The 22,840-nt window shown below is 70.8% G+C and carries 20 protein-coding genes; 7 read left to right on the top strand and 13 right to left on the bottom strand.

The genetic code is table 11. The features are described from left to right. Positions 1–212, top strand: a 212-nt coding sequence (locus ACFVZH_RS18940) for a hypothetical protein (protein ID WP_384898511.1), incomplete at its 5' end; no start/stop codon positions are given. Positions 213–348: 136 nt separating this feature from the next. Here the strand turns inward: ACFVZH_RS18940 and ACFVZH_RS18945 are convergent. From ACFVZH_RS18945 to thyX, 3 genes are all read right to left on the bottom strand, one after another. Continuing rightward, on the bottom strand, positions 349–2,034 hold the full coding sequence (locus ACFVZH_RS18945) for a ribonuclease J (protein WP_384898512.1): 1,686 nt from the start codon (positions 2,032–2,034) through the stop codon (positions 349–351). Positions 2,035–2,132: 98 nt separating this feature from the next. Beyond that, entirely contained in the window at positions 2,133–3,032 is a 900-nt protein-coding gene (gene dapA / locus ACFVZH_RS18950; RefSeq protein WP_384898513.1) for a 4-hydroxy-tetrahydrodipicolinate synthase, read from the bottom strand. A gap of 178 nt (positions 3,033–3,210) precedes the next feature. Beyond that, positions 3,211–3,951 carry an FAD-dependent thymidylate synthase gene (gene thyX, locus ACFVZH_RS18955; protein ID WP_384898514.1) on the bottom strand — a complete coding sequence of 247 codons (741 nt, stop codon included), beginning with the start codon at positions 3,949–3,951 and terminating at the stop codon, positions 3,211–3,213. 152 nt (positions 3,952–4,103) lie between these two features. On the opposite strand from thyX, the gene ACFVZH_RS18960 reads away from it, so the two are divergent. Then, the gene (locus ACFVZH_RS18960) at positions 4,104–4,343 is read left to right on the top strand and encodes a hypothetical protein (RefSeq protein WP_384898515.1); all 240 of its coding nucleotides are present in this window, start codon (positions 4,104–4,106) and stop codon (positions 4,341–4,343) included. A 54-nt stretch (positions 4,344–4,397) separates the two neighbouring features. Beyond that, on the top strand, positions 4,398–4,958 hold the full coding sequence (locus ACFVZH_RS18965) for a hypothetical protein (RefSeq protein WP_384898516.1): 561 nt from the start codon (positions 4,398–4,400) through the stop codon (positions 4,956–4,958). Here the strand turns inward: ACFVZH_RS18965 and ACFVZH_RS18970 are convergent. The 6 genes from ACFVZH_RS18970 to eccD all read right to left on the bottom strand — a co-directional run bounded on the left by ACFVZH_RS18970 (position 4,948) and on the right by eccD (position 12,028). After that, positions 4,948–5,400 (bottom strand): hypothetical protein, encoded by a 453-nt coding sequence (locus ACFVZH_RS18970; RefSeq protein ID WP_384898517.1) that lies wholly within the window; start codon positions 5,398–5,400, stop codon positions 4,948–4,950. The two genes, ACFVZH_RS18965 and ACFVZH_RS18970, sit on opposite strands and share 11 nt — an antisense overlap. Before the next feature lie 5 nt (positions 5,401–5,405). Then, positions 5,406–6,158, bottom strand: a complete 753-nt coding sequence (gene dapB, locus ACFVZH_RS18975) for a 4-hydroxy-tetrahydrodipicolinate reductase (RefSeq protein WP_384898518.1) — start codon at positions 6,156–6,158, stop codon at positions 5,406–5,408. 25 nt (positions 6,159–6,183) lie between these two features. Next, entirely contained in the window at positions 6,184–7,563 is a 1,380-nt protein-coding gene (locus ACFVZH_RS18980) for a M16 family metallopeptidase (RefSeq protein ID WP_384898519.1), read from the bottom strand. Continuing rightward, on the bottom strand, positions 7,560–9,776 hold the full coding sequence (locus tag ACFVZH_RS18985) for a polyribonucleotide nucleotidyltransferase (RefSeq protein WP_384898520.1): 2,217 nt from the start codon (positions 9,774–9,776) through the stop codon (positions 7,560–7,562). Before ACFVZH_RS18985 ends, ACFVZH_RS18980 begins: the two co-directional genes overlap by 4 nt. A gap of 279 nt (positions 9,777–10,055) precedes the next feature. Next, entirely contained in the window at positions 10,056–10,346 is a 291-nt protein-coding gene (gene rpsO / locus ACFVZH_RS18990; protein WP_331917982.1) for a 30S ribosomal protein S15, read from the bottom strand. A 206-nt stretch (positions 10,347–10,552) separates the two neighbouring features. Then, positions 10,553–12,028, bottom strand: a complete 1,476-nt coding sequence (eccD, locus tag ACFVZH_RS18995) for a type VII secretion integral membrane protein EccD (RefSeq protein ID WP_384898521.1) — start codon at positions 12,026–12,028, stop codon at positions 10,553–10,555. 184 nt (positions 12,029–12,212) lie between these two features. On the opposite strand from eccD, the gene eccCa reads away from it, so the two are divergent. Together eccCa and ACFVZH_RS19005 are read left to right on the top strand one after the other, a co-directional pair. Beyond that, positions 12,213–16,166, top strand: a complete 3,954-nt coding sequence (gene eccCa, locus ACFVZH_RS19000; RefSeq protein WP_384898522.1) for a type VII secretion protein EccCa — start codon at positions 12,213–12,215, stop codon at positions 16,164–16,166. An 87-nt stretch (positions 16,167–16,253) separates the two neighbouring features. Continuing rightward, positions 16,254–16,538, top strand: a complete 285-nt coding sequence (locus ACFVZH_RS19005; protein WP_384898523.1) for a DUF397 domain-containing protein — start codon at positions 16,254–16,256, stop codon at positions 16,536–16,538. 70 nt (positions 16,539–16,608) lie between these two features. Here the strand turns inward: ACFVZH_RS19005 and ACFVZH_RS19010 are convergent, their stop codons facing one another. The 4 genes from ACFVZH_RS19010 to eccB form a co-directional block, all read right to left on the bottom strand. Next, a complete protein-coding gene (locus tag ACFVZH_RS19010) occupies positions 16,609–16,899 on the bottom strand; it encodes a WXG100 family type VII secretion target (RefSeq protein WP_384898524.1) in 291 nt (96 codons plus the stop codon). A gap of 52 nt (positions 16,900–16,951) precedes the next feature. Beyond that, the gene (locus tag ACFVZH_RS19015) at positions 16,952–17,302 is read right to left on the bottom strand and encodes a WXG100 family type VII secretion target (RefSeq protein WP_384898525.1); all 351 of its coding nucleotides are present in this window, start codon (positions 17,300–17,302) and stop codon (positions 16,952–16,954) included. Positions 17,303–17,492: 190 nt separating this feature from the next. Further along, the gene (gene mycP / locus ACFVZH_RS19020; RefSeq protein ID WP_384898526.1) at positions 17,493–18,770 is read right to left on the bottom strand and encodes a type VII secretion-associated serine protease mycosin; all 1,278 of its coding nucleotides are present in this window, start codon (positions 18,768–18,770) and stop codon (positions 17,493–17,495) included. Between the two features lie 13 nt (positions 18,771–18,783). Next, on the bottom strand, positions 18,784–20,328 hold the full coding sequence (eccB, locus tag ACFVZH_RS19025) for a type VII secretion protein EccB (RefSeq protein ID WP_384898527.1): 1,545 nt from the start codon (positions 20,326–20,328) through the stop codon (positions 18,784–18,786). 189 nt (positions 20,329–20,517) lie between these two features. Here eccB and eccE point away from each other — a divergent pair, with 189 nt between their 5' ends. Both eccE and ACFVZH_RS19035 read left to right on the top strand, forming a co-directional pair. Continuing rightward, the gene (gene eccE, locus ACFVZH_RS19030; protein ID WP_384898528.1) at positions 20,518–21,822 is read left to right on the top strand and encodes a type VII secretion protein EccE; all 1,305 of its coding nucleotides are present in this window, start codon (positions 20,518–20,520) and stop codon (positions 21,820–21,822) included. Next, positions 21,822–22,631, top strand: a complete 810-nt coding sequence (locus ACFVZH_RS19035) for a hypothetical protein (RefSeq protein ID WP_384898529.1) — start codon at positions 21,822–21,824, stop codon at positions 22,629–22,631. The genes eccE and ACFVZH_RS19035 overlap by 1 nt, the downstream gene beginning before the upstream one ends. Positions 22,632–22,840 lie beyond the last annotated feature (209 nt).

A 22,840-nucleotide genomic window follows, 5' to 3' on the forward strand; every position in this document is an offset into this window, starting at 1 on the left:
CAACTAATCTGGCGTTGATTTTTGGCACGCTGTTGAGTTCTCAAGGAACGGACGCTTCCTTTGTACTCACCCTCTCGGGCTTTCCTCCGGGCTTTTCCCTTCGTTCCGAAGTCTATCAGATCTTTCCGATCCGATTTCCTCGGTGCTTTCCGGTCCCTTTTGTTTTCACTCCGGGGGCCTTTCGGCGTTTCCGACTTTATCAGAAGATCTGAGTCGGATTTCCCGCCTCCCGGAGAACCGTTCAGGCGCACTGAGGCGCCGGTGGTTCCCGATCTGGCGGAGCCGTAAACGTACTGGAGCGGGGCGCCCCGATGCAAATCGAGGCGCCCCGCTCCGGTGCGGCGCTGGTCAGACCTCCACGACGACCGGGAGGATCATGGGCCGGCGGCGGTAGGTGTCGGAGACCCACTTGCCGACGGTGCGGCGGATCAGCTGCTGGAGCTGGTGGGGTTCGACGACACCGTCCTGGGCGGACTTGTTCAGGACCTGGTCGACCTTGGGGATGACGGCGTCGAACGCCGAGTCCTCGATGCCGGAGCCGCGGGCGTGGATGTTCGGCCCGCTCACGATCTTGCCGGTCGAGGAGTCCACGACCACGAAGACCGAGATGATGCCCTCGTCGCCGAGGATGCGGCGGTCCTTGAGGTGGGCCTCGGTGACGTCGCCGACCGAGAGGCCGTCGACGTACACGTATCCCGCCTGGACCTTGCCGGTGATCCGGGCGCGGCCGTCGATCAGGTCGACGACGACGCCGTCCTCGGCGATGACGATGTGGTCCTTGGGGATACCCGTCATGGCGCCGAGCTCGGCGTTGGCGCGCAGGTGGCGCCATTCGCCGTGGACCGGCATGAGGTTCTTCGGACGGCAGATGTTGTAGAAGTACAGCAGCTCGCCGGCCGAGGCGTGGCCCGAGACGTGGACCTTGGCGTTGCCCTTGTGGACGACGTTCGCGCCCCAGCGGGTCAGGCCGTTGATCACGCGGTAGACCGCGTTCTCGTTGCCCGGGATCAGCGACGACGCCAGGATCACGGTGTCGCCGGGGACGATCCGGATCTGGTGGTCGCGGTTGGCCATGCGGGACAGGGCCGCCATGGGCTCGCCCTGGGAACCGGTGCAGACCAGCACGACCTCGTCGTCCGGCAGGTCGTCGAGCGTCTTCACGTCCACGACGAGTCCGGCCGGGACCCGGAGGTAGCCCAGGTCGCGGGCGATGCCCATGTTGCGGACCATCGAGCGGCCGACGAAGGCGACCCGGCGGCCGTACTCGTGGGCGGCGTCGAGGATCTGCTGGATGCGGTGCACGTGGCTGGCGAAGCTGGCCACGATGATGCGCTTCTGGGCGTTCGCGAAGACGTTCCGCAGGACGTTGGAGATGTCCTTCTCCGGCGGGACGAAGCCGGGGACCTCGGCGTTCGTCGAGTCGGACAGCAGGAGGTCGATGCCCTCCTCGCTGAGCCGCGCGAACGCGTGGAGGTCGGTGAGCCGGCCGTCCATCGGGAGCTGGTCCATCTTGAAGTCGCCGGTGGCGACCGCCATGCCCGCGGGGGTGCGGATGGCGACGGCCAGGGCGTCCGGGATGGAGTGGTTGACCGCGATGAACTCGCAGTCGAAGGGGCCCAGGCCCTCGCGGTCGCCTTCCTTCACCTCGAGGGTGTAGGGGCGGATGCGGTGCTCCTGGAGCTTGGCCTCGATCAGGGCGAGGGTCAGCTTGGAGCCGATGAGCGGGATGTCCGGCTTGAGCCGGAGGAGGTAGGGGACGGCGCCGATGTGGTCCTCGTGGCCGTGCGTGAGCACGATGCCTTCGACGTCGTCGAGACGGTCCCGAATGATGGTGAAGTCGGGAAGGATCAGGTCGACACCCGGCTGCTCCTCTTCGGGGAAGAGGACGCCGCAGTCGACGATGAGCAGACGGCCGTCGAACTCGAAGACCGTCATGTTGCGGCCGATCTCGCCGAGCCCGCCGAGCGGGATGACGCGCAGGGCGCCCTTCGGGAGCTTCGGCGGTGCGCCGAGTTCAGGATGCGGATGACTCAAAAGACTCTCCTCACCATGCGCGCCACGTGCCCGTGGCACGTGGCGCGCATGACAATCGTGCACTTGCTGTTGTCAGTGTTCAGTTGTGAAGTCCGATGTCAGAGTTCTACCCCGCCGGCGGCCAGGTCGACCTTGAGCTGGTCCGTCTCCTGGGGGGAGAGCTCCACGAGCGGCGGCCGCAGGGGGCCTGCGGGGAGGCCCTGGAGGGCGAGGGCGGCCTTGGTGGTCATGACGCCCTGGGTGCGGAACATGCCGGTGTAGACGGGGAGCAGCTTCTGGTGGATCTCGGTGGCCTTCTGGACCTCGCCGCCCAGGTGGGCGTCGAGGAGGGCGCGGAGTTCCGGGGTGACGAGGTGGCCCACGACGGAGACGAAGCCGCAGGCGCCGACGGAGAGCAGCGGCAGGTTGAGCATGTCGTCGCCGGAGTACCAGGCGAGGCCGGAGCGGGCGATGGCCCAGCTGGCGCGGCCGAGGTCGCCCTTGGCGTCCTTGTTGGCGACGATGCGCGGGTGCTCGGCGAGGCGGACGATCGTCTCGGTGTCGATCGGGACGCCGCTGCGGCCGGGGATGTCGTAGAGCATGACCGGCAGGCCGGTGGCGTCGGCGATGGCCGAGAAGTGCCGGTACAGGCCCTCCTGCGGGGGCTTGTTGTAGTACGGCGTGACGGCGAGCAGGCCGTGCGCGCCGTCGCGCTCGGCGGCGCGGGCGAGCTCGATGGAGTGGTGGGTGTCGTTGGTGCCGATGCCGGCGACGACGTGGGCGCGGTCTCCGACCGCGTCCAGTACCGCTCGTACGAGCTCCGATTTCTCCGCGTCGCTGGTGGTGGGGGACTCGCCGGTGGTGCCGTTGATGACGAGGCCGTCGTTGCCTGCGTCCACCAGGTGGGTGGCCAGTCGCTGGGCACCGTCGAGGTCGAGTGCGCCGTCCGCCGTGAAGGGCGTGACCATGGCGGTGAGGACCCGCCCGAAGGGGGTCTGCGGAGTGGAGATCGGAGCCATGGGTAACACGCTACTCGCTGCTCAGCGCCGGGTGTCCCCGAGGGGGACAGGAGAAAGGGAGCCCAGCGCTGCCTGCTCGGGGGTTCAGGCAGCGCCGGGTCCGTTTGATCAGCCTAGATGAACTTCGTGAAACGTCGCAATACGGACACTTCGCACGAGGCCCTCGGACATGTGTGCCCTAAGGGGCCACACGGCCGTTCTTGTTGAAGGCGGCGTGGGTCAGCGGCATCAGCCCGGCCCAGTGCTCCTCCATCTTCTCGCCGACCATCTCGATCTCCCGCTGCGGGAAGGACGGGACCGCGGCCAGCTCGTGCTGGGTGCGCAGGCCGAGGAAGTGCATGAGCGAGCGGGCGTTGCACGTGGCGTACATCGAGGAGAAGAGGCCCACCGGGAGGACGGCGCGGGCGACCTCGCGGGCGACGCCGGCGGCCAGCATCTCCTGGTAGGTGGCGTACGCCTGGCGGTACGAGTCCTCCATGGTGCGGCCGACCAGCTCGTGCTGCTCCGGGGTGCCCTCGACGAAGACGTACTTGCCGGGGCGGCCCTCCTGGACCAGCTTGCGGGAGGCGTCCGGGACGTAGAAGACCGGCTCGAGCTGCCTGTAGCGGCCCGACTCCTCGTTGTACGACCAGCCGACGCGGTGCCGCATGAACTCCCGGAACACGAAGATCGGGGCACTGATGAAGAACGTCATCGAGTTGTGCTCGAACGGGCTGCCGTGGCGGTCCCGCATCAGGTAGTTGATGAGGCCCTTGGAACGCTCGGGGTCCTTCTGGAGCTCTTCGAGGGACTGCTCCCCCGCCGTGGAGACCCGGGCGGCCCAGAGGACGTCCGAGTCGGCCGCCGCGCTCTTGACCAGATCAACGGTGACGTCGCTCCGGAAGTCGATCTTCACGTTCTCGGTGGGGCTGTCGCTCACCAGAGGTCCTTCCAGTCGGGGTGCAGTCGCCCACTCTAACGACGTCCTACCGGGGGATGAGATTCGGCTGGTTTGGTGAAATAGGGCACCGAAGTGCCGCTTCTCTCGTCTCTCTCTGTGAAGGACGACGACTACCGAGGAGAGTGGCCCTGATGTTCAGCCGGCGAGAGGCCGTACCGTTCGCGTTCGTCGCGGAGTCCGACCACTTCCGCAGTAACGTCACTCCACCTCCTCGGGAGCGCCTCGGCGCCTCCCAGATCGTGGGCCGTACGCTGATCGGACTGACCGTGGTGGCCGGGCTCGTCGGTTCGCTGATCTTCGGCATGCCGTCGCTCCAGTCGGGTGACTCCGCCGCTCGTCAGCAGCAGTCCGAAGCCTCCGACAACCGCTGAGGTAGCCTCACCGGGCACTGCCCCTTCGAGCGTGCCTGTGAGTGAGGACCTGTCGTGCCCCTGCCCTTTCTGACGGCCGACCGTGCTTTTGACACGACCGACCACGTCGCCCTGCCGTTCGACGACCACGACCAGTGGCGTCGGCCCTACCGGCCGGGGTCCTGGCGGGTGGGAGCCGCGGCGCTCGCACTGCTGCTCGCCTCGTTCGTGCTCCTCGCCGCGGTGATCATCGCCGCGGCAGGAGCCTTCGACGGTGCGCTCGCCACCCTCGCGATCGCCCTGCTCGTGATCGTCGCCGCCCTGCGCATGCTGCGCATGGGGACATGGGTGAGCCGCGCCGGGGTGCGGCGCGTGGGCTTCCTCTCGACCGTCACCGTGCCGTGGGCCAAGGTGACGTCCGTACGGACCGCCCAGCAGCCGGTGCGCTGGCTGGGGCTCCCCCGTACGGTCCAGGGCCAGGCCCTGGTGCTCGACCGGCAGGGTGGTGAGCAGCTGCTGCTGCTCACCGACCACAACGCCGACTTCCTGTCCCGTGTCGAAGCCTTCGACCGGGCGGCCGACACGGTCGAGGCGTGGCACGCCGAGTACGGCGTGGTCCCGGCCGCTACACGCTGACCGGGCGCCCCTCGTGGAGCGCGATGGCCCGCTGCATCGCCTTGCGGGCTCGGGGGGTGTCGCGGGCGTCGTGGTACGCGACCGCGAGCCGGAACCAGCAGCGCCAGTCCCCGGGTGAGTCCTCCGTCTCGGCCTTGCGCCGGGCGAAGACCTCGTCGGCCGAGTCCCGGTCGATCCGGCCACCCTCGGTGCGCTTCAGCTCGTCGACGGGCAGGCCGCCCTCGGCCTCCAGCTCGGTGGCCAGGCGGCCCGCCTGACGTGCGAACCGGGTGTTCTTCCAGAGGAACCAGCCGCCGACCGCGGGCAGCAGGAACGCCACCGCGCCCATGCCCATGGCGGCCGGCTCGCCCGTCAGGAGGAGCAGGACGCCCTCCATCGCCACCACGCCGAAGACGAGGACGAGGACGGTCGCGAGGAAGACGTACGTGATCTTTCCGCCCATGACCGTCAGCCCAGGTCCAGGAAGTGTTCCAGGCCGAAGGTGAGGCCCGGAGCGGTGGTCACGCGGCGGGCGCCCAGCAGGATGCCCGGCATGAAGCTGGAGTGGTGCAGCGAGTCGTGGCGGACGGTGAGGGTCTCGCCCTCGCCGCCGAGCAGCACCTCCTGGTGGGCGAGGAGGCCCGCCATGCGCACGGAGTGGACGCGGACGCCGTCGACGTCGGCACCGCGCGCGCCCTCCAGGCCGTGCGTGGTGCTGTCCGGCTGGGCGCCGAGGCCGGCCTGGGTGCGGGCCGCCGCGATCAGCTGTGCCGTACGGGTGGCGGTGCCGGAGGGGGCGTCCACCTTGTGGGGGTGGTGCAGTTCGACGACCTCGACCGACTCGAAGTACGGGGCCGCGATCTGCGCGAACTTCATGGTGAGGACCGCGCCGATGGAGAAGTTCGGAGCGATGAGGACGCCGGTCTCCGGGGAGGCGGCGAGCCAGGTCCGCAGCTGCGCGAGGCGGTCCTCGGTCCAGCCGGTGGTGCCGACGACGGCATGGATGCCGTGGCCCACGCAGAAGTCGAGGTTCTCCATGACCGACGCCGGGGTGGTCAGCTCGACGACGACCTGGGCGCCCGCCTCGGTGAGCGTCTCCAGCCCGTCACCGCGGCCGAGGGCCGCGACCAGTTCCATGTCCTCGGCGGCCTCGACGGCCTTGACCGCCTCCGAGCCGATACGGCCCTTGGCTCCGAGGACCGCGACGCGCAGCTTGCTCATTGCTCTTCCTTAGGGAACTCGTGGGTCAGGAGACCGCTCGGTGGAGCCGGTCCGCCTGCTTGTCCTTCAGCGGGCCGATCACCGAGAGCGAGGGCCGCTGCTCCAGTACATCGCGGGCGACCTCGCGGACCTCGTCCGGGGTGACGGCCGCGATCCGGGCGAGCATGTCGTCGACCGACATCTGGGTGCCCCAGCACAGCTCGCTCTTGCCGATGCGGTTCATCAGCGCGCCGGTGTCCTCCAGGCCGAGGACGGTCGATCCGGAGAGCTGGCCGACGGCGCGGGCGATCTCCTCGTCCGTGAGGCCGTCGGAGGCGACCTTGTCGAGCTCGTCCCGGCAGATCTTGAGGACGTCGTGGACCTGGCTGGGCCGGCAGCCCGCGTACACCCCGAAGAGACCGCAGTCGGCGAAGCCCGAGGTGTACGAGTACACGCTGTAGGCCAGGCCGCGCTTCTCCCGGACCTCCTGGAAGAGGCGGGAGGACATGCCGCCGCCGAGGGCGGTGTTCAGCACGCCGAGAGCCCAGCGGCGCTCGTCGGTGCGGGCCAGGCCCGGCATGCCGAGGACCACGTGGGCCTGCTCGGTCTTGCGGTTCAGGAGCTCGACGCGGCCCGCGGTGCGCAGGGTGCGCCGGCCGTCGCGGGGGGCGACGGGGACGGCGTCGGTACGCCCGAGGGCGCCGGCCTTCTCGAAGGCACGGCGGACCTGGCGTACCACCGTGGCGTGGTCGACGTTGCCGGCGGCGGCGACGACCAGGTGGGTCGGGTCGTAGTGCTTCTTGTAGAAGCGGGCGATCTGGCCGCGGGTGAGCGCGTTGATGGTGTCGACGGTGCCGAGGACCGGACGGCCCAGCGGGGTGTCGCCGAACATCGTCTGCGCGAACAACTCGTGCACGACGTCGCCGGGGTCGTCCTCGGTCATCGCGATCTCTTCGAGGATGACACCGCGCTCGGCGTTCACGTCCTCTTCGAGGACGAGCGAGCCGGTGAGCATGTCGCAGACGACGTCGATCGCCAGCGGCAGGTCGGTGTCGAGGACCCGCGCGTAGTAGCAGGTGTACTCCTTCGCCGTGAAGGCGTTCATCTCGCCGCCGACCGCGTCGATCGCGGCGGAGATGTCGAGGGCGGACCGCTCGCGGGTGCCCTTGAAGAGGAGGTGCTCCAGGTAGTGGGTCGCGCCGTTGAGCGTCGGGGTCTCGTCGCGGGAGCCGACGTGCGCCCAGATGCCGAAGGTGGCGGAGCGCACGGAGGGGAGGGTCTCGGTGACGATCCGCAGGCCGCCGGGGAGGGTCGTGCGGCGGACCGTGCCGATGCCGTCCTTGCCCGGGAGAAGCGTTTGGGTACGGGCGACGGCCCGCCCCTCCGAAGAGGGGCGGGCCGTCGCGCGGGAACTACGGGACGTCACTTGGCAGCGTCGTCCTTGTCACCCTCGGCGTCCTCGTCCGCGACCACGGGGATCAGGGAGAGCTTGCCGCGCTGGTCGATCTCGGCGATCTCGACCTGGACCTTGGAGCCGATCGCGAGCACGTCCTCGACGTTCTCCACACGCTTGCCACCGGCGAGCTTGCGGATCTGCGAGATGTGCAGCAGGCCGTCCTTGCCGGGCATGAGGGAGACGAAGGCACCGAAGGTGGTGGTCTTGACGACCGTACCCAGGTAGCGCTCGCCGACCTCCGGCATGGTCGGGTTGGCGATCGCGTTGATCGTGGCGCGGGCGGCCTCGGCCTGCGAGCCCTGCTGGGCACCGATGTAGATGGTGCCGTCGTCCTCGATCGTGATGTCGGCGCCGGTGTCCTCCTGGATCTGGTTGATCATCTTGCCCTTGGGGCCGATGACCTCACCGATCTTGTCCACCGGGATCTTGACGGTGATGATGCGCGGCGCGTTCGGGGACATCTCGTCCGGAACGTCGATCGCCTCGTTCATCACGTCGAGGATGTGCAGACGCGCGTCGCGGGCCTGCTTCAGCGCGGCGGCCAGGACCGAGGCGGGGATGCCGTCGAGCTTGGTGTCGAGCTGGAGGGCGGTCACGAACTGCTTCGTGCCGGCGACCTTGAAGTCCATGTCGCCGAAGGCGTCCTCCGCACCGAGGATGTCGGTGAGGGCGACGTAGTGCGTCTGGCCGTCGATCTCCTCGGAGATCAGACCCATGGCGATACCGGCGACGGCGGCCTTCAGCGGCACACCGGCGTTCAGCAGCGACATGGTGGAGGCGCAGACCGAGCCCATGGACGTCGAACCGTTGGAGCCGAGGGCCTCGGACACCTGGCGGATCGCGTAGGGGAACTCCTCGCGCGTCGGCAGCACCGGCACGATGGCGCGCTCGGCGAGCGCGCCGTGGCCGATCTCGCGGCGCTTGGGCGAGCCCACGCGGCCGGTCTCACCGACGGAGTACGGCGGGAAGTTGTAGTTGTGCATGTAGCGCTTGCGGGTCACCGGGGAGAGGGTGTCCAGCTGCTGCTCCATGCGGAGCATGTTGAGGGTGGTGACGCCCAGGATCTGGGTCTCGCCACGCTCGAACAGCGCCGAGCCGTGCACGCGCGGGATGGCCTCGACCTCGGCCGCGAGCGTACGGATGTCCGTCAGGCCACGCCCGTCGATGCGGACCTTGTCCTTGATGACGCGCTCGCGGACCAGCTTCTTGGTCAGCGCGCGGTAGGCGCCCGAGATCTCCTTCTCGCGGCCCTCGAAGGCCGGGAGGAGCTTCTCGGCGGCGAGCTCCTTGATGCGGTCGAGCTCGGCCTCGCGCTCCTGCTTGCCGGCGATGGTGAGCGCCTTGGTGAGCTCACCCTTGACGGCGGCGGTGAGCGCCTCCAGGACGTCGTCCTGGTAGTCCAGGAAGACCGGGAACTCGCCGGTGGGCTTGGCGGCCTTGGCGGCGAGGTCCGACTGGGCCTTGCAGAGGACCTTGATGAAGGGCTTCGCGGCCTCGAGACCGGCGGCGACGACCTCCTCGGTCGGCGCCTCGGCGCCGCCCTTGACGAGCTCGATCGTCTTCTCGGTGGCCTCGGCCTCGACCATCATGATCGCGACGTCGCCGTCCTCCAGGACGCGACCGGCGACGACCATGTCGAAGACGGCGTCCTCGAGCTCGGTGTGCGTCGGGAACGCGACCCACTGGCCCTTGATCAGGGCGACACGGGTGCCGCCGATCGGGCCGGAGAAGGGCAGGCCGGCCAGCTGCGTGGAGCAGGAGGCGGCGTTGATCGCGACCACGTCGTACAGGTGGTCGGGGTTGAGCGCCATGATCGTCTCGACGATCTGGATCTCGTTGCGCAGGCCCTTCTTGAAGGAGGGGCGCAGCGGCCGGTCGATCAGGCGACAGGTGAGGATCGCGTCCTCGGAGGGGCGGCCCTCCCGGCGGAAGAAGGAGCCGGGGATCTTGCCGGCCGCGTACATCCGCTCCTCGACGTCCACCGTCAGGGGGAAGAAGTCGAGCTGGTCCTTGGGGCGCTTCGAGGCGGTGGTCGCGGAAAGGACCATCGTGTCGTCGTCCAGGTAGGCGACGGCGGAGCCGGCGGCCTGCTTGGCCAGACGGCCGGTCTCGAAGCGGATGGTGCGGGTGCCGAAGGTGCCGTTGTCGATGACGGCTTCGGCGTAGTGGGTCTCGTTCTCCACTAGTGGTTTCTCCTACGTGTTCGTCTTTGCGTCCAGGGCCCGTGTGGCCGGGGACGGTGGCGACGGCGGCGGAGAGGCGTGCCCAGGATGCGGGCCGGTCTTCGATCGAAGCACCCGGTGATTCGTCCGGGGGCCACTACCGAGGACCGGCGGCTGGCCGGCTGCTTCACGCTCGTCGTATGGGGTTGTGCGACCAGACTAAGCCGGTGCGCACACTTTGTGCACGTACAGCAAAGGGAGCGGCCCCCTGAAAGTGGGAACCGCTCCCTTCACGGCGTCTTACTTGGCGCCGCCGGCCGCACCGCGGCGGATGCCGAGGCGGTCGACCAGCGTACGGAAGCGCTGGATGTCCTTCTTGGCCAGGTACTGCAGCAGGCGGCGGCGCTGGCCGACCAGGATCAGCAGACCACGACGGGAGTGGTGGTCGTGCTTGTGCTGCTTGAGGTGCTCGGTCAGGTCAGAGATGCGGCGGGACAGCATCGCGACCTGGACCTCGGGAGAGCCGGTGTCGCCCTCCTTCTGGCCGAACTCGGCGAAAATCTGCTTCTTCGTAGCGGCGTCGAGAGACACTCGGTACTCCTCATTGGTGTTCGTGCGCCCACGAGTGCCCCTGGTCTCGATCTCAGGGGAGCTTCCATGACTCGGAGGCGAAGGTCCGATGAGCGCAGCTTCCAGAGGGTCCTGGGGATCCGGAGATCCAGGCGGTTCCGGGAGCGCGTACACAAACGGCCGTCACACAGCGTACCAGCTCGCCGGAGCGCGCCCGGTTCCCTTTCCTACTTGCTGGTCAGCGCGCGCACCGAGGTGAAGACGTCGAGGACGGCGAGGCAGAGCGGGACGAGGGAGAGCAGGACGAAGCCCTCGGTCAGGTCGAGGAGGCGGCCCCAGAAGGGCGAGAGGCCCTTCCTCGGGATGATCAGGCCGATGGCGGTGATCAGCGCGGCTCCGGCGGCGACGGCGGCGGTGAGCCAGATCGTACGGATGTCCAGGCCGCCCCGGTCGCCGTACATCAGGAGGTCCTTGACCAGGTCCGCCGGCGGGTTGAGGGAGAGGCCGAGGACGAGCAGCGCGATGGCGGCGATGCCGGCGACCAGGACGCAGGCGACCTGCGAGGTGTAGCGGAAGAGGCGGGCGCGCTGCAGCATCGCCAGCCCGGCGGCGAGGGCGAGGAACTGGCCCCAGACGTTTCCGGCGAAGCCGAGGACGGCGGCGGAGCCGACGACGACCGCCGCGCAGCCGCCGACCAGGCCGAGGAGCATCTCGTGGCCGCGGCGGGCCTGGAGGGCGATGCGCTCGCCGTCGACGGGCTGCGCCTCCTCGCCGGGCTGCTGCGGGTCGCCGAGGAACTCGTCGTCGGCGGCGCTGCGCGGGGCGGCGTAGCCGATGGGGAGCCGGGCGAAGCGGGCGGAGAGGCCGGGCAGGAAGGCGACGAGGCCGATGGCGACGGGGGCGCAGACGGCGGCCGTCTCGGTGGCGGTGGTCTCGGTGAGGATCGCCAGGAAGGTGGCGAGGGTGCCGACGCCGGCGAGGAAGGTGGCGGCGACGAAGGGCGCGTCCCCGCTGGGGGTGAGCGCGACGAGGGCCACCGCGGCGACGAGGACGGTGACGCAGCCGAGGAGGAACTGGAGGCGGCCGGGGCCCTCGCCCGCGTCGGGGCCGATGATCCCGGAGCCGGCGATGAGCAGCAGCGGCAGCGCGCCGAGGCCGAGGGCCACGGCGGTCGCCCGGTCGCCGTAGACGCGGGCGCGGACGCCGGCGAAGGCGGTGAGCAGGAGGCCGGCGGCGCCCGCGATGATCCCGGGCAGGCTGTGCATGTCGTGGCGGACCGGGTCGGCGAACCAGAGGACGAAGCCCATGAGGACGAGCAGGAGGACGCCGCCGAGGAGGCCGGCTCCGCGCAGCAGCTCGTCGCTCCACAGGTGCCGGTCGCGGGTGACGGCGGAGGCGACGGCGTCGGACACGTCGTCGTAGACGGCCGGCGGCAGGGACTGGGCGAAGGGGCGCAGGGAGAGCACCTCGCCGTCGAGGACCTGCTGGGCGGCGAGCGTACGGGCGCCGTCGAGGACCGATCCGTCGCGGCGGACGAGGTGGTAGCCGGTGGGGGTGCCCGCGGCCTGGGTCTGTCCGGTGAGCCGGAGGATCTCCGGGTAGACGTCGGCGACGGCGATGTCCTCCGGGAGCGCGACGTCGATGCGGCTGTCCGGCGCCACGACGGTGACGCGGCAGAAGCCGGTCGCTGCGGTCGTACTCACGTGTCTGGACCCCCTGATTCGCGGTTGCGCACGATGCGCGCGCCACCCTACCGGGGACGGCCGGTGGGGGCTGCAAGTAGGATCGCCGTCCCATGGGGGAAGTCCGCGCACTCGGCTGCCGACAGGGGTGCCGGTGCGGAAGCTCCCGCCACGAGCCCGCCTCCAACGAGGGATTGATGCGCCGGTGAGCCAGATCGTCGTCAAACGCCCGCCGAGGTCGCTTCCGCCGGAAGTGCCCGGTGAGGAACTGGTCCTGGAGCCTCCGCCGGAACTTCCGCGGGGGCAGCAGGAGTCGGCGTTGATGCAGCTCCTGCCGATGCTCGGCATGGGTTCGTCGGTGGTCTTCTTCTTCATGACGCCGTCGCCGATCATGCGGATCATGGGCACGCTGATGCTGGCGTCGACGCTCGCGATGGCCGTCGCCCAGTTCGTCAGATTCCGTCGCGGTACGCAGGGGCAAATGTCCGATGTCCGCCGCGACTACCTCAAATACCTCGCCCAGACCCGGCGTACGGTCCGGCGCACCGCGCGCGGTCAGCGGGACGCGCAGCTGTATCTGCACCCCGCTCCCGAGCAGTTGTGGTCGGTGGTGGCCGAGGGCTCGCGGGTGTGGGAGCGCCGGGTCGGCGACCACGACTTCGGGCAGGCGCGGATCGGCCTCGGGGCGCAGCAGTTGGCGACTCCCCTGGTGGCGCCGGACACGGCGCCGGTGGACGAGCTGGAACCGCTGTGCGCGGGTGCGATGCAGCAGTTCCTCGCGGTGCACGGCACGCTGGACGGGCTGCCGATGGCGGTCTCGATGCGGGCGTTCTACCACGTGACGGTGTCGGGTGAGCCGGAGTCGGCGCAGGCCGCGGCGCGGGCCCTGGTGGCGCAGCTGGTGACGCTGCACTCCCCCGACGACCTGATGCTCGCGGTGGTCGCGGCGCGGGCCTCGCAGGAGCGGTGGGACTGGACGAAGTGGCTGCCGCACACGCAGGTGCCCGGCCAGGTCGACGGGGCCGGTACGAAGCGGCTGTTCGGCGACGACCTCGCCGAGCTGGAGAACCTGGTCCGCTCCAGGCTGGACGGGCGGCCGCGGTTCTCCCGGGAGAACCAGCCGGTGCTCGACCAGCCGCACGTGGTCGTGGTCCTGGACGGCGGGATGGTGCCGCCGGACTCGCTGCTCGCGGCGGCCGAGGGTCTCCAGGGCGTGACGATCGTGGAGGTCGTCGCGGGTGAACTCGACGAGCCGCGCGGTGGTCTGTCCGTGGTGGTGCGGCCGGGCCGGCTGCGTCTGGAGTCGGGCGGCGGATTCGCGTACGAGGGGCTGCCGGACGGGATCTCGCTGCCGGCGGCCGAGGCGCTGGCCCGGCAGCTGGCGCCGCTGCGGATGGGCGGCGGGGACGACGACGAGCCGCTGCTCGCCAATCTGGACTTCACGGATCTGCTGAACCTCGGCGACGCCGAGTCGGTGGACGTGGCGCGGACCTGGCGGCCGCGGTCGGTGGCCGAGCGGCTCCGGGTGCCGATCGGTGTCGGCGAGGACGGCCAGCCGGTCATGCTGGACCTCAAGGAGGCCGCGCAGGAGGGCATGGGCCCGCACGGTCTGTGCGTGGGCGCGACGGGTTCCGGCAAGTCGGAGCTGCTGCGGACGCTGGTGCTCGGTCTGGCGGTGACGCACTCCTCGGAGACGCTGAACTTCGTCCTGGCGGACTTCAAGGGCGGCGCGACCTTCGCGGGCATGTCGCAGATGCCGCACGTGGCGGCGGTCATCACCAACCTGTCGGACGACCTGACACTGGTCGACCGCATGGGCGACGCGATCCGCGGCGAGCTCCAGCGGCGTCAGGAGCTGCTGCGTTCGGCGGGCAACTACGCCAACATCCACGACTATGAGAAGGCGCGGGCGGCGGGCGCCCCGCTGGAGCCGCTGGCCTCGCTGGTCCTGGTGATCGACGAGTTCTCCGAACTCCTCACCGCCAAGCCGGACTTCATCGACATGTTCATCCAGATCGGCCGCATCGGCCGGTCGCTGGGTGTGCATCTGCTGCTGGCCTCGCAGCGCCTGGAGGAGGGCAAGCTGCGCGGTCTCGACACCTACCTGTCGTACCGCATCGGTCTGCGGACCTTCTCGGCGGCGGAGTCGCGGACGGCGATCGGCGTGCCGGACGCCTACCACCTGCCGTCGGTGCCGGGTTCGGGCTATCTGAAGTTCGGCACCGACGAGATGACCCGCTTCAAGGCGGCGTACGTGTCGGGGACGTACCGGTCGGGCGGGCCCCGGCTGGAGATCGGGCAGCTGCCGGTGGAGCGGCGGCCCGCGCTGTTCACGGCGGCGCCGGTGCCCGTGGTGTACGCGGCGCCGGACCCGGCGTACCTCACGGCGCAGCGTGCCGAGGAGGACGACGCGCTCGCGGACACCGTCCTCGACGTGATCGTGCGGCGCCTGGAGGGGCAGGGCGTGCCGGCGCACCAGGTGTGGCTGCCGCCGCTCGACCAGGCGCCCTCGCTGGACCAGCTGCTGCCGGGGCTCGCGCAGACGGCGGACCGGGGGCTCACGGCGACGGAGTACACGCGGCAGGGCGCGCTCACGGTGCCGCTCGGCCTCATCGACAAGCCGTTCGAGCAGCGGCGCGAGGTGCTGTACCGGGACTTCTCGGGGGCGGCCGGCCACATGATGGTGGTCGGCGGTCCGCAGTCCGGCAAGTCGACGATCATGCGGTCGCTGATCTCGTCGTTCGCGCTCACCCACACCCCGGCCGAGGTGCAGTTCTACTGCCTGGACTTCGGTGGCGGCAGCATGGTGTCACTCGCCGACCTGCCGCACGTCGGCGGGGTCGCGTCGCGGCTCGACCCGGAGCGGGTGCGCCGGACGGTGGCCGAGGTGATGGGTGTGCTCAACCGGCGGGAGGAGTTCTTCCGCGCGCACTCCATCGACTCGATGACGACCTACCGGCGCAAGCGGGCCGCGGGCGATCTGCCGGGCGAGGCGTGGGGCGACGTCTTCCTGGTCGTGGACGGCTGGGGCGGCTTCCGCAACGACTACGACATGCTGGAGCCGATCGTCGCCGACATCGCGGCGCGCGGTCTGGGCTACGGCATCCACGTGGTGATCACCGCCTCCCGGTACATGGAGGTGCGGGCCGCGCTCAAGGACCAGATGCTGGGCCGGCTCGAACTGCGGCTCGGTGACGTCATGGACTCCGAGTTCGACCGCAAGGTCGCGGCGAACGTGCCGACCGGGGTGCCGGGGCGGGGCCAGGTGCCGGAGAAGCTGCACTTCATGGGGGCGCTGCCGCGGATCGACGGGTCGAGTTCGTCCGGTGACCTGGCCGAGGGGACGGCGGCGTTCGTCCGGGCGGTGAAGGGGAGCTGGACCGGTGCGCCGGCCCCGGCGGTGCGGCTGCTGCCGCGCAAGCTGCCGGCGGAGCAGCTGCCGAAGGGCTTCGAGTACCCGCAGCACGGCATCGCGATCGGCATCGACGAGGCGAACCTGGAGCCGGTGTTCGTCGACTTCGAGTCGGATCCGTTCTTCCTGGTCTTCGGTGAGAGCGAGTCCGGCAAGACGGCGCTGCTGCGGCTGATCGCCAAGCAGCTGTGCGAGCGGTACACGCCGGACCAGGCGCGGATCGTGGTGGGCGACTACCGACGGACGATGCTGGAGGCGGTGGCGCCCTCGCACCTCCTGGAGTACGCGCCGATGGCGTCGGCCATGCAGATGCACATGGACGCGATCAACACGGTGATGACGAAGCGGGCTCCGAAGCCCGACATCACGCCGCAGCAGCTGCGGGACCGCAGCTGGTGGTCGGGGCCGCAGCTCTTCGTGCTCGTCGACGACTTCGAGCTGGTGGCCACCAACTCGGGGAACCCGCTGGCGGTCCTGGTGGAGAACCTGCCGTTCGCGCGGGACGTCGGCATCCGCTTCATCGTGGCCCGCAGCCAGGCGGGTGCCTCGCGGGCGATGTACGAGCCGTTCATGCAGCGGATGCGGGAGCTGGGCGCGCAGGGCGTGATCCTGTCCGGCGACCCGCAGGAGGGCGACATCCTGGGCAGCGTCCGGGCGCGGCCGATGCCGCAGGGCCGGGGCACGTTCGTGTCGCGCAAGCGCGGCAATCCGCTGGTGCAGCTGGGCTGGCTGCCGGAACAGCACTGACGGGCAGGGGATTTCCCCCTGATCGGGTACGGCGGTCCCACTACTGTGAGGAGGGACCGCCGTACCACCGCGAAGGGAAACGCGCCGATGACCGACGCACACGAGAGCACCGCCGAGAGCGCCGACGCCGCCCGGGCCGCGGAGAAGCAGCGGGTGAAGGACGAGCTGTACGCGCTGGACATCTCCGGTGTCGAGTGGCAGGGCGCTCCGGGGACGAACCCGGACGAGGAGCGGGTGGAGATCGCGCACCTCCCGGCGGGAGGGGTGGCGATGCGTTCGTCCCTCGACAAGGAGACCGTGCTGCGGTACACGAAGGCCGAGTGGGACGCCTTCGTCCTCGGGGCGCGGGACGGCGAGTTCGACCTGCGGTAGGCCGCGGGGGTACGCGTGAGGGGGTGGCCCGTCGGAACGGGCCACCCCCTCACGCGTGTTGTCCGCGGACTTACATCATGCGGAACCGGGCGGCGTTGCCCTTGTCGGTGTCCTGGTAGCCGACGACCGACTCGTCGAGGAGCTGGGCGATGCGCGCCAGGTCCTGGTTCATGCCGGCCATGTCGCGGGTCAGGCGGTCCTGGCTCTCGCGGTACGCGACCTTCGCCTCGCCCTCCCAGTTGGAGGCGACGCGGTTGACCTCGGCCATGAGGTCGTCGAGCTTCTGCGTGAGGGTGCTGGAGGTCAGCCGGGTGTCGGCCGCCGCCTGCGTCACGGTGTCGTAATTGACCGCAGTGGTCATGGTGATGACTCCTGAAGTGAGAGTGGCGCGGAGGACTGGTCGAGCCGGTGGCTCACATACCGAGGATGGCGCTCTGGTTGCCGCCGCCACCGGCGCCGCCGCTGGCGTCCATCGTGCGGAAGGACCGCAGGCGGTCCTCCTCCTCCTGCGAGAACCCGTCGGCGCTCATGCGCATGATCTCCTCGAGCCTGGAGAGCTCGGCACGCATGCTGCGCAGACGCTGGTTCAGGTCGTTCTGGACCCGGTCGTACTCCTTGCTCGCAGCGCCCTGCCAGCCCGCCTGGACGCGGTCGACCACGCCGTTGAGGGAGGTGATGCGGGCCTGCAGCTCGTCGGAGAAGTCCTGGATCCGGCCGGCGAGCTTGACTTGTTCGGCACTGGTTACGTTCAGGTCTTTCGACATCTTGCCCCTTCTTCCTTCGGCGGCGTCGACGGCCGGGCCGTCGGGCCTTCCGGTCGTGATGCGGACGGGAATCTTCTGATGCCGCCCCCGTGCTGGGTTCGCACTGCCGTGCCCCCCGCGGTCACTTTAGCCATTGGCGGCGACAGTTCCAACTGCAAAGGAAGGTCCGGATACTTGACCGGCACCCGGCTCATCGGACCCCCCTTCGACGGCGGCTGTCGCGGATCACGACGGCCGTTCCGGCGACCACGGCCACCAGAACGCCACCGATCCCCAACGCATAGGTGGCGAGCCGTTCGGAGCGCTCCTGGGGCGTCTCCGACAGTGTCAGACGGGCCGCCTCGGGCGCCGGCGGCTTGGGCGGGCCCGGGTCGGGCGTGGGCGAGGCGGGCGGTGTCCCGGGCCCGGCGTCGGCGAGCGCGCGCACCGGGTCGACGACGCCCCAACCGACGTAGTCGTCACGTCCGTTGACGGAGCGAACGGCGGTCTGCTCGATCCGGGCCACGATCTGGGCCGCGGTCCACTCCGGGTACTTCGCGCGGAGCAGGACGGCCACGCCGGCGACGTACGGGGCGGAGAAGCTGGTGCCGTTGTCGACGCACTGGCCGCCGCCGGGGACGGTGGAGACGATGTCGACGCCGGGGGCGGCGACGCCCAGGAACGTGCCGGCCTGCGAGAAGGCGGCGCGCTCGTTGTTCCGGTCGGAGGAGGCGACGGCGAGGACGCCGGGGAAGGCGGCGGGGTAGGTCTTCTTGAGGGCGCCGTCCATGCCGTCGTTGCCCGCGGAGGCGACGACGACGACGTTCGCCTTGATCGCCCGGGCCACGGCCTTGGCCATCGGCGATTCGGGGCCCAGCGGCTGGGTGGTGTCCTGCGAGATGTTGATGACCCGCGCGCCCTTGTTCACGGCGTGGTCGATCGCGAGGGCCATGGTGTCGGACTTGCCGCTGTTCTTCTCGTCGTTCTGCCGGATCGGGATGACCGTGGCCTCGGGTGCGAGGCCGACGAAGCCGGTGCCCTTGCGGGGGCGGGCGGCGATGATGCCGGCGACCTTGGTGCCGTGGCCGACCTCGTCGACGGTGCCGTCGGTCTTGCCGCGCTTCTCGTCTCCGAAGCCCGGGTTCTCCTTGTCGGGCTTGAGGTAGTCCTTGCCCGCCTTGGCGTCGACGGCGGCGCGCAGCTGCGGGTTGACGTCGTCGACGCCGGTGTCGATGACCGCGACCCGGACGCCCTTGCCCTTGGTGTCCTGCCACAGCTCGTCGAGGAGGACCCGCTGGAGCGGCCAGGGAGTGCCCTCGATCTGCTTCTTCATCGGGAAGGTGCACTCGCCGCTGCCGTCGAGGACGGGGCCGTCGCGGCGCGGCGCGCCCGCCGCGGCGGGCGTCGCGGAGGCCGCGGGCGTCGCCGCGAGCAGGGCGGTGAGGGTGCCCGCGGCGAGCAGGGCGGCCGTGCGGTTCGTCGTCGTCACGGTGCCTCCCTCCTCAGGAACCCTGCGGCTGACGCGCGCTGTTGGTGTTGAGTCGCGGGCCCTTCGACAGGAACTCCGACCATTCGATCGGGACGAGGACCGGCGTGACCTTCTCGTACCCGAGACGCTTCTGGGCGTCGCTGGGTTCCGGGCGTCCGTCGGTCTGCTTCTGCTCGCCGGCGCCGATCTCGGAGCGGGCGGAGTCGCTGTCGCCGTTGGCCTGGACGGCGTACCGCAGTCCGGTGTCGGTGACGAGGAAGAGCGAGCCGTCGGGCGTCTTCTGCTTCCCCTGGATCTGGGTGTAGAGCAGGCCGCTGCCCGGGGTGACGTACGTGCTGGTGCCGCCGGCGGTGATGTCGGCGGGGTACTGGGTGCCGGCCCAGGTGGTGAGGGTCGTGTCGCCCTTCTCGTCGACGCCGGTGAGGACGCTGCAGACGGTGTCCCGGGCGCCCGCGCCGGTCACGCCGTTGACCTGCTTGGACTTCTTCCCCGGCCAGTGGGCGCGGGGCTGGAGGACGGTGGAGTCCGGGACGAAGGCGGAGGCGTCGACGGCGGTCGCCTTGCCGTCCATGTCGAGGACGCCGGTCTGCGGGGCGTTGATGAGCAGCCAGGCGGTGAAGTCGCTGACGGGCCGGACCTTGCCGGGGAGCACGACGTAGTGCTGGGGTCCGGAGCCGGTCTGGGCGAGGAGGACCATGCCGACCCGGTTCTCGGTCGCGGTCAGCTCGTTGCCGGGGATGCCGGCGGGGGAACCGGCCTCGCCCTCGATGCGGGGGAAGTCGATCTCGTCGCCGGTCTTCAGGGTGGCGAGCCAGTCGTCGGTGACGGGCTGCGGCTCCTTGTTGAGGCCGACGAGGGCGGTGAGCAGGCCGGTGGAGTCGGCCTTCACCGGGTACTTGGTGCCGGTGTGGTCGACGAGGAACTGGGCCTTGCCCGTCTGCCCCTGGACGTAGAGGACCTCCCCGTCCTTGAGCTGCCCCTCCCCCGTGGTGCGCTTCAGGTCGCGGTGGGCGAAGAGGAAGGTGGCCTTCTGGACGCTGGCGCCCTTGCCGCCGCCGGGCTGCTCGCAGACGGCCCAGCGCTTGGCGGTGCCCGCGTCGTCCGCCGCGGGCAGCCGGTCGGGGGCGTACGGGATGCCGAGGATCGGGCCGCGCGGCGGCTTGCCGAGGTCGAGGGTCTTGTCGTCGACCTGGACGACCTGGAACTGGTCGGGGTTGAGCAGCAGCCGGGCCGACGCGAGGTTGAGGACGGGGTGGAGCAGGGTCTTCGCGTCCTTGCCCTTGCCGGTCTGCAGGACGACGTAACGGGTCGTCGACTGCTTTCCGACGATCACCCGGGTCCCGGGGGTGTCCCAGCCCTTGGGCGCGGAGGGCTTGAACATGCCCCAGGCGCCGAACCCGGCGACGACGAGGGCGGCGACGATCAGGCCGGGGGCGATCGCGCGCAGCGGCTTCGGCGCCCCCTCCTCCGTACCGGAGGGCGAGGGTTGGAGGAATGCCGCCACCGTGCGCTTCTTCGCAAAGGTGTACGCGTTGAGCTCGTCCCGGCGCGATGCCATGAGTCCCCATTCTCGTCAGGCGCAGTCTTCGCGCGGGGATCGGGGAGGTGGCACCCGGGCCCCGGCTGTCGGACCGGACCCCTACTATGCCTGCTGTCCCGTGGGGTTCGTGGGGCGGGTAGGGTGATCCGGCCCCCAAAGCCCTGGCGGGCCAGGGTGATCGGGATGAATTGAGGGGGATTCTCCATCATGGCTTCCGCGACGCGGACGCGGTCGGCCGCGGCCACCGTCTCCGCACCCCCGTCCACCGGACCCGCCTCCTCGGTCTCGCCGAGGCTCCAGGCGCGTCCCGGACACTTCGGGTCGTTCCGATTGCAACAGCTCGTCCTGGTCGAGGTGGCGGCCGCGCTGCTCGCCGTCGCCTGGGTCGTGGAACCGGTGCTGCTGGTTCCCGCGGGTGTGGTCGCGGTCGTGCTCGTCCTCCTCGCCGTGGTGCGCCGGCACCGGCGTTCCCTGCCGGAGTGGCTGGGCACCTTCCTCGCGCTGCGGGCCCGCTCGCGCCGGGCGGCCTCCTTCACGGTGCCGGCCGGCACCGAGCCGGGGCTCGCCCCGGTCGTGGAGTGCGATCCGGCGCTGCGGACCTACGCGTACAGCGACCGTGACCGCCGTCCGGTCGGGATGATCGGCGACGGCACCTTCCTCACCGCCGTCCTGCGGGTCGAGTCGGAGGGCACGGCGCTGCGCCCCGAGCGCGCGGCCCGGCCGCTGCCGGTCGGCATCGTCCGGGACGTCCTGGAAGTGGACGGCATCCGGCTGGAGTCGGCGCAGATCGTGCAGCACACGCAGCCGGCGCCCGCGCCGCACCTGCCCCCGCAGTCGATGGCCGCCCGCAACTACGGGCCGCTCCAGGCGCAGACGGGCTCGCCCGCGGTGCGGATCACCTGGATCGCCCTCAAGCTCGACCCCGAACTGTGCCCGGAGGCGGTCGCCGCGCGCGGCGGCGGCATGACGGGCGCGCAGAAGTGCGTGGTGCGGGCGGCCGACCAGCTGGCGAGCCGCCTCGCGGGCGCCGGGTTCCGGGCGGACGTGCTGACCGAGCAGGAGCTCACGTCGGCGCTCGCCACCTCGACCTGCGCGAGCCCGATGGCGATCGCGCAGGCGGGCCGGGGGCAGGCGCAGACGCGGCGGACGCAGGAGACGGCGCGGACCTGGCGGGTCGACGACCGCCGGCACACGACGTACTGGGTGGGGCGCTGGCCCCAGTTGGGCGGCCGGAGCGGTGGCGCGGGCGCGTCGATGCCGCAGCTGGTGGCCCTGCTGACCTCGCTGCCCGCGCTCGCGACGACGTTCAGCCTGACGCTGAGCGGCGGGGACCGGCAGGAGGTGACGGTGACCGGACACGTGCGGATCACCGGGCGCAGCGACGAGGAGCTCGTGGCGGCGCGGCACGAACTGGAACGCGCGGCGCGCGGGGTGAGGACGGGTCTGGTGCGTCTCGACCGGGAACAGGGACCGGGCATGCTCGCGACGCTGCCGCTGGGAGGTGCGCGCTGATGTCCACCTCTTCGTTCGGTACGCAGCACGGCGCCGGGTCCTTCGGTACGCAGCCCGGTGCGGGTGCCTCCGGCGGCTCGCCCACTCCGCGTACGGGCCGGGGGGCGCGGCCGCGGTTCGGCTTCGGGCTCGTCGGGCCGCGCCGCGACCGGCACTCGGTCCCCGTGGAACAGCTGGACGCGCTGGCCCTGCCGGTGGGCGACGACGGCATGGTGGTCGGCGTGGACGCCGAGAACCGGCCCGCGGTGCTCGGCATCAACCGGCCCGTGGCGTACGACGTCACCCTCATCGGCGGTCTGTGGACCGCGCAGGTGCTGGCCCTGCGGGCCGCCGCGACGGGGGCCCGGGTGGCCGTCGAGACCGGCCGCGCGCAGACGTGGACGGCCCTCGCGCAGGCCGCCGGCGGCGGTCAGCCGTGCATCGCGCTGCACGACGTGGGGCGGGTGCCGCCGCAGGGCGCGTCGGCCGGCAGCCCGGTCGTCGTGGTCCGGGACTGCGGCATGCGCCCGCCGCGCGGCCGCGTGGTGTCGGCGCCGTGGCAGTCGGTGGTGACGCTGCTCCCCTATCTGAGCCCGGTCGCGCCCCGGCTCCTGGAGAAGTCCTCCCTGGTCGGCGTCCAGCGGGTGTCGCCCGACGAGGCCGCGCAGATCGGCCGGATCATGAGCCTTCCGCGCCACGAGTACGAGGCGCTGTCCACGCTGGCCGACGGGGTGACCCTGTGGTGCACGCAGAACGACCGCCAGTTCGTGATGACGCAGGCGACGGACGCCGAGACCGGATTGTTGGGCGCCGCGCGCCGGATGGACTGAACGGCCCCGTCACAGCGCACAGTCGTTCAAGTACGTCCGTTTTTGTATTGCTTTGACATTGTTTTGAACGGTCGGGGTTCTCACTCTGCGGCGCAGCCGGGTCACTTGGGGGCGTGGCCCGACCGCGGAGACGGGCGAGGAGTGCCCGTCGGGCCTGCCCGGCGGTTGCCCGCGCCGATTAGGCTGGAAGGGCCCCGCCCACCACGGCA

Origin of the sequence: Streptomyces sp. NPDC059534, assembly GCF_042743475.1 — a bacterium.
GTDB lineage: Bacteria > Actinomycetota > Actinomycetes > Streptomycetales > Streptomycetaceae > Streptomyces.

What these genes read in the sequence shown, in the direction of transcription:
- dapA (WP_384898513.1), bottom strand. Translation starts at nt 3,032, where the DNA reads ATGGCTCCGATCTCCACTCCGCAGACCCCCTTCGGGCGGGTCCTCACC.
- ACFVZH_RS18960 (WP_384898515.1), top strand. Translation starts at nt 4,104, where the DNA reads ATGTTCAGCCGGCGAGAGGCCGTACCGTTCGCGTTCGTCGCGGAGTCC.
- ACFVZH_RS18970 (WP_384898517.1), bottom strand. Translation starts at nt 5,400, where the DNA reads ATGGGCGGAAAGATCACGTACGTCTTCCTCGCGACCGTCCTCGTCCTC.
- dapB (WP_384898518.1), bottom strand. Translation starts at nt 6,158, where the DNA reads ATGAGCAAGCTGCGCGTCGCGGTCCTCGGAGCCAAGGGCCGTATCGGC.
- ACFVZH_RS19005 (WP_384898523.1), top strand. Translation starts at nt 16,254, where the DNA reads ATGACCGACGCACACGAGAGCACCGCCGAGAGCGCCGACGCCGCCCGG.
- ACFVZH_RS19010 (WP_384898524.1), bottom strand. Translation starts at nt 16,899, where the DNA reads ATGACCACTGCGGTCAATTACGACACCGTGACGCAGGCGGCGGCCGAC.
- ACFVZH_RS19015 (WP_384898525.1), bottom strand. Translation starts at nt 17,302, where the DNA reads ATGTCGAAAGACCTGAACGTAACCAGTGCCGAACAAGTCAAGCTCGCC.
- eccB (WP_384898527.1), bottom strand. Translation starts at nt 20,328, where the DNA reads ATGGCATCGCGCCGGGACGAGCTCAACGCGTACACCTTTGCGAAGAAG.
- eccE (WP_384898528.1), top strand. Translation starts at nt 20,518, where the DNA reads ATGGCTTCCGCGACGCGGACGCGGTCGGCCGCGGCCACCGTCTCCGCA.
- ACFVZH_RS19035 (WP_384898529.1), top strand. Translation starts at nt 21,822, where the DNA reads ATGTCCACCTCTTCGTTCGGTACGCAGCACGGCGCCGGGTCCTTCGGT.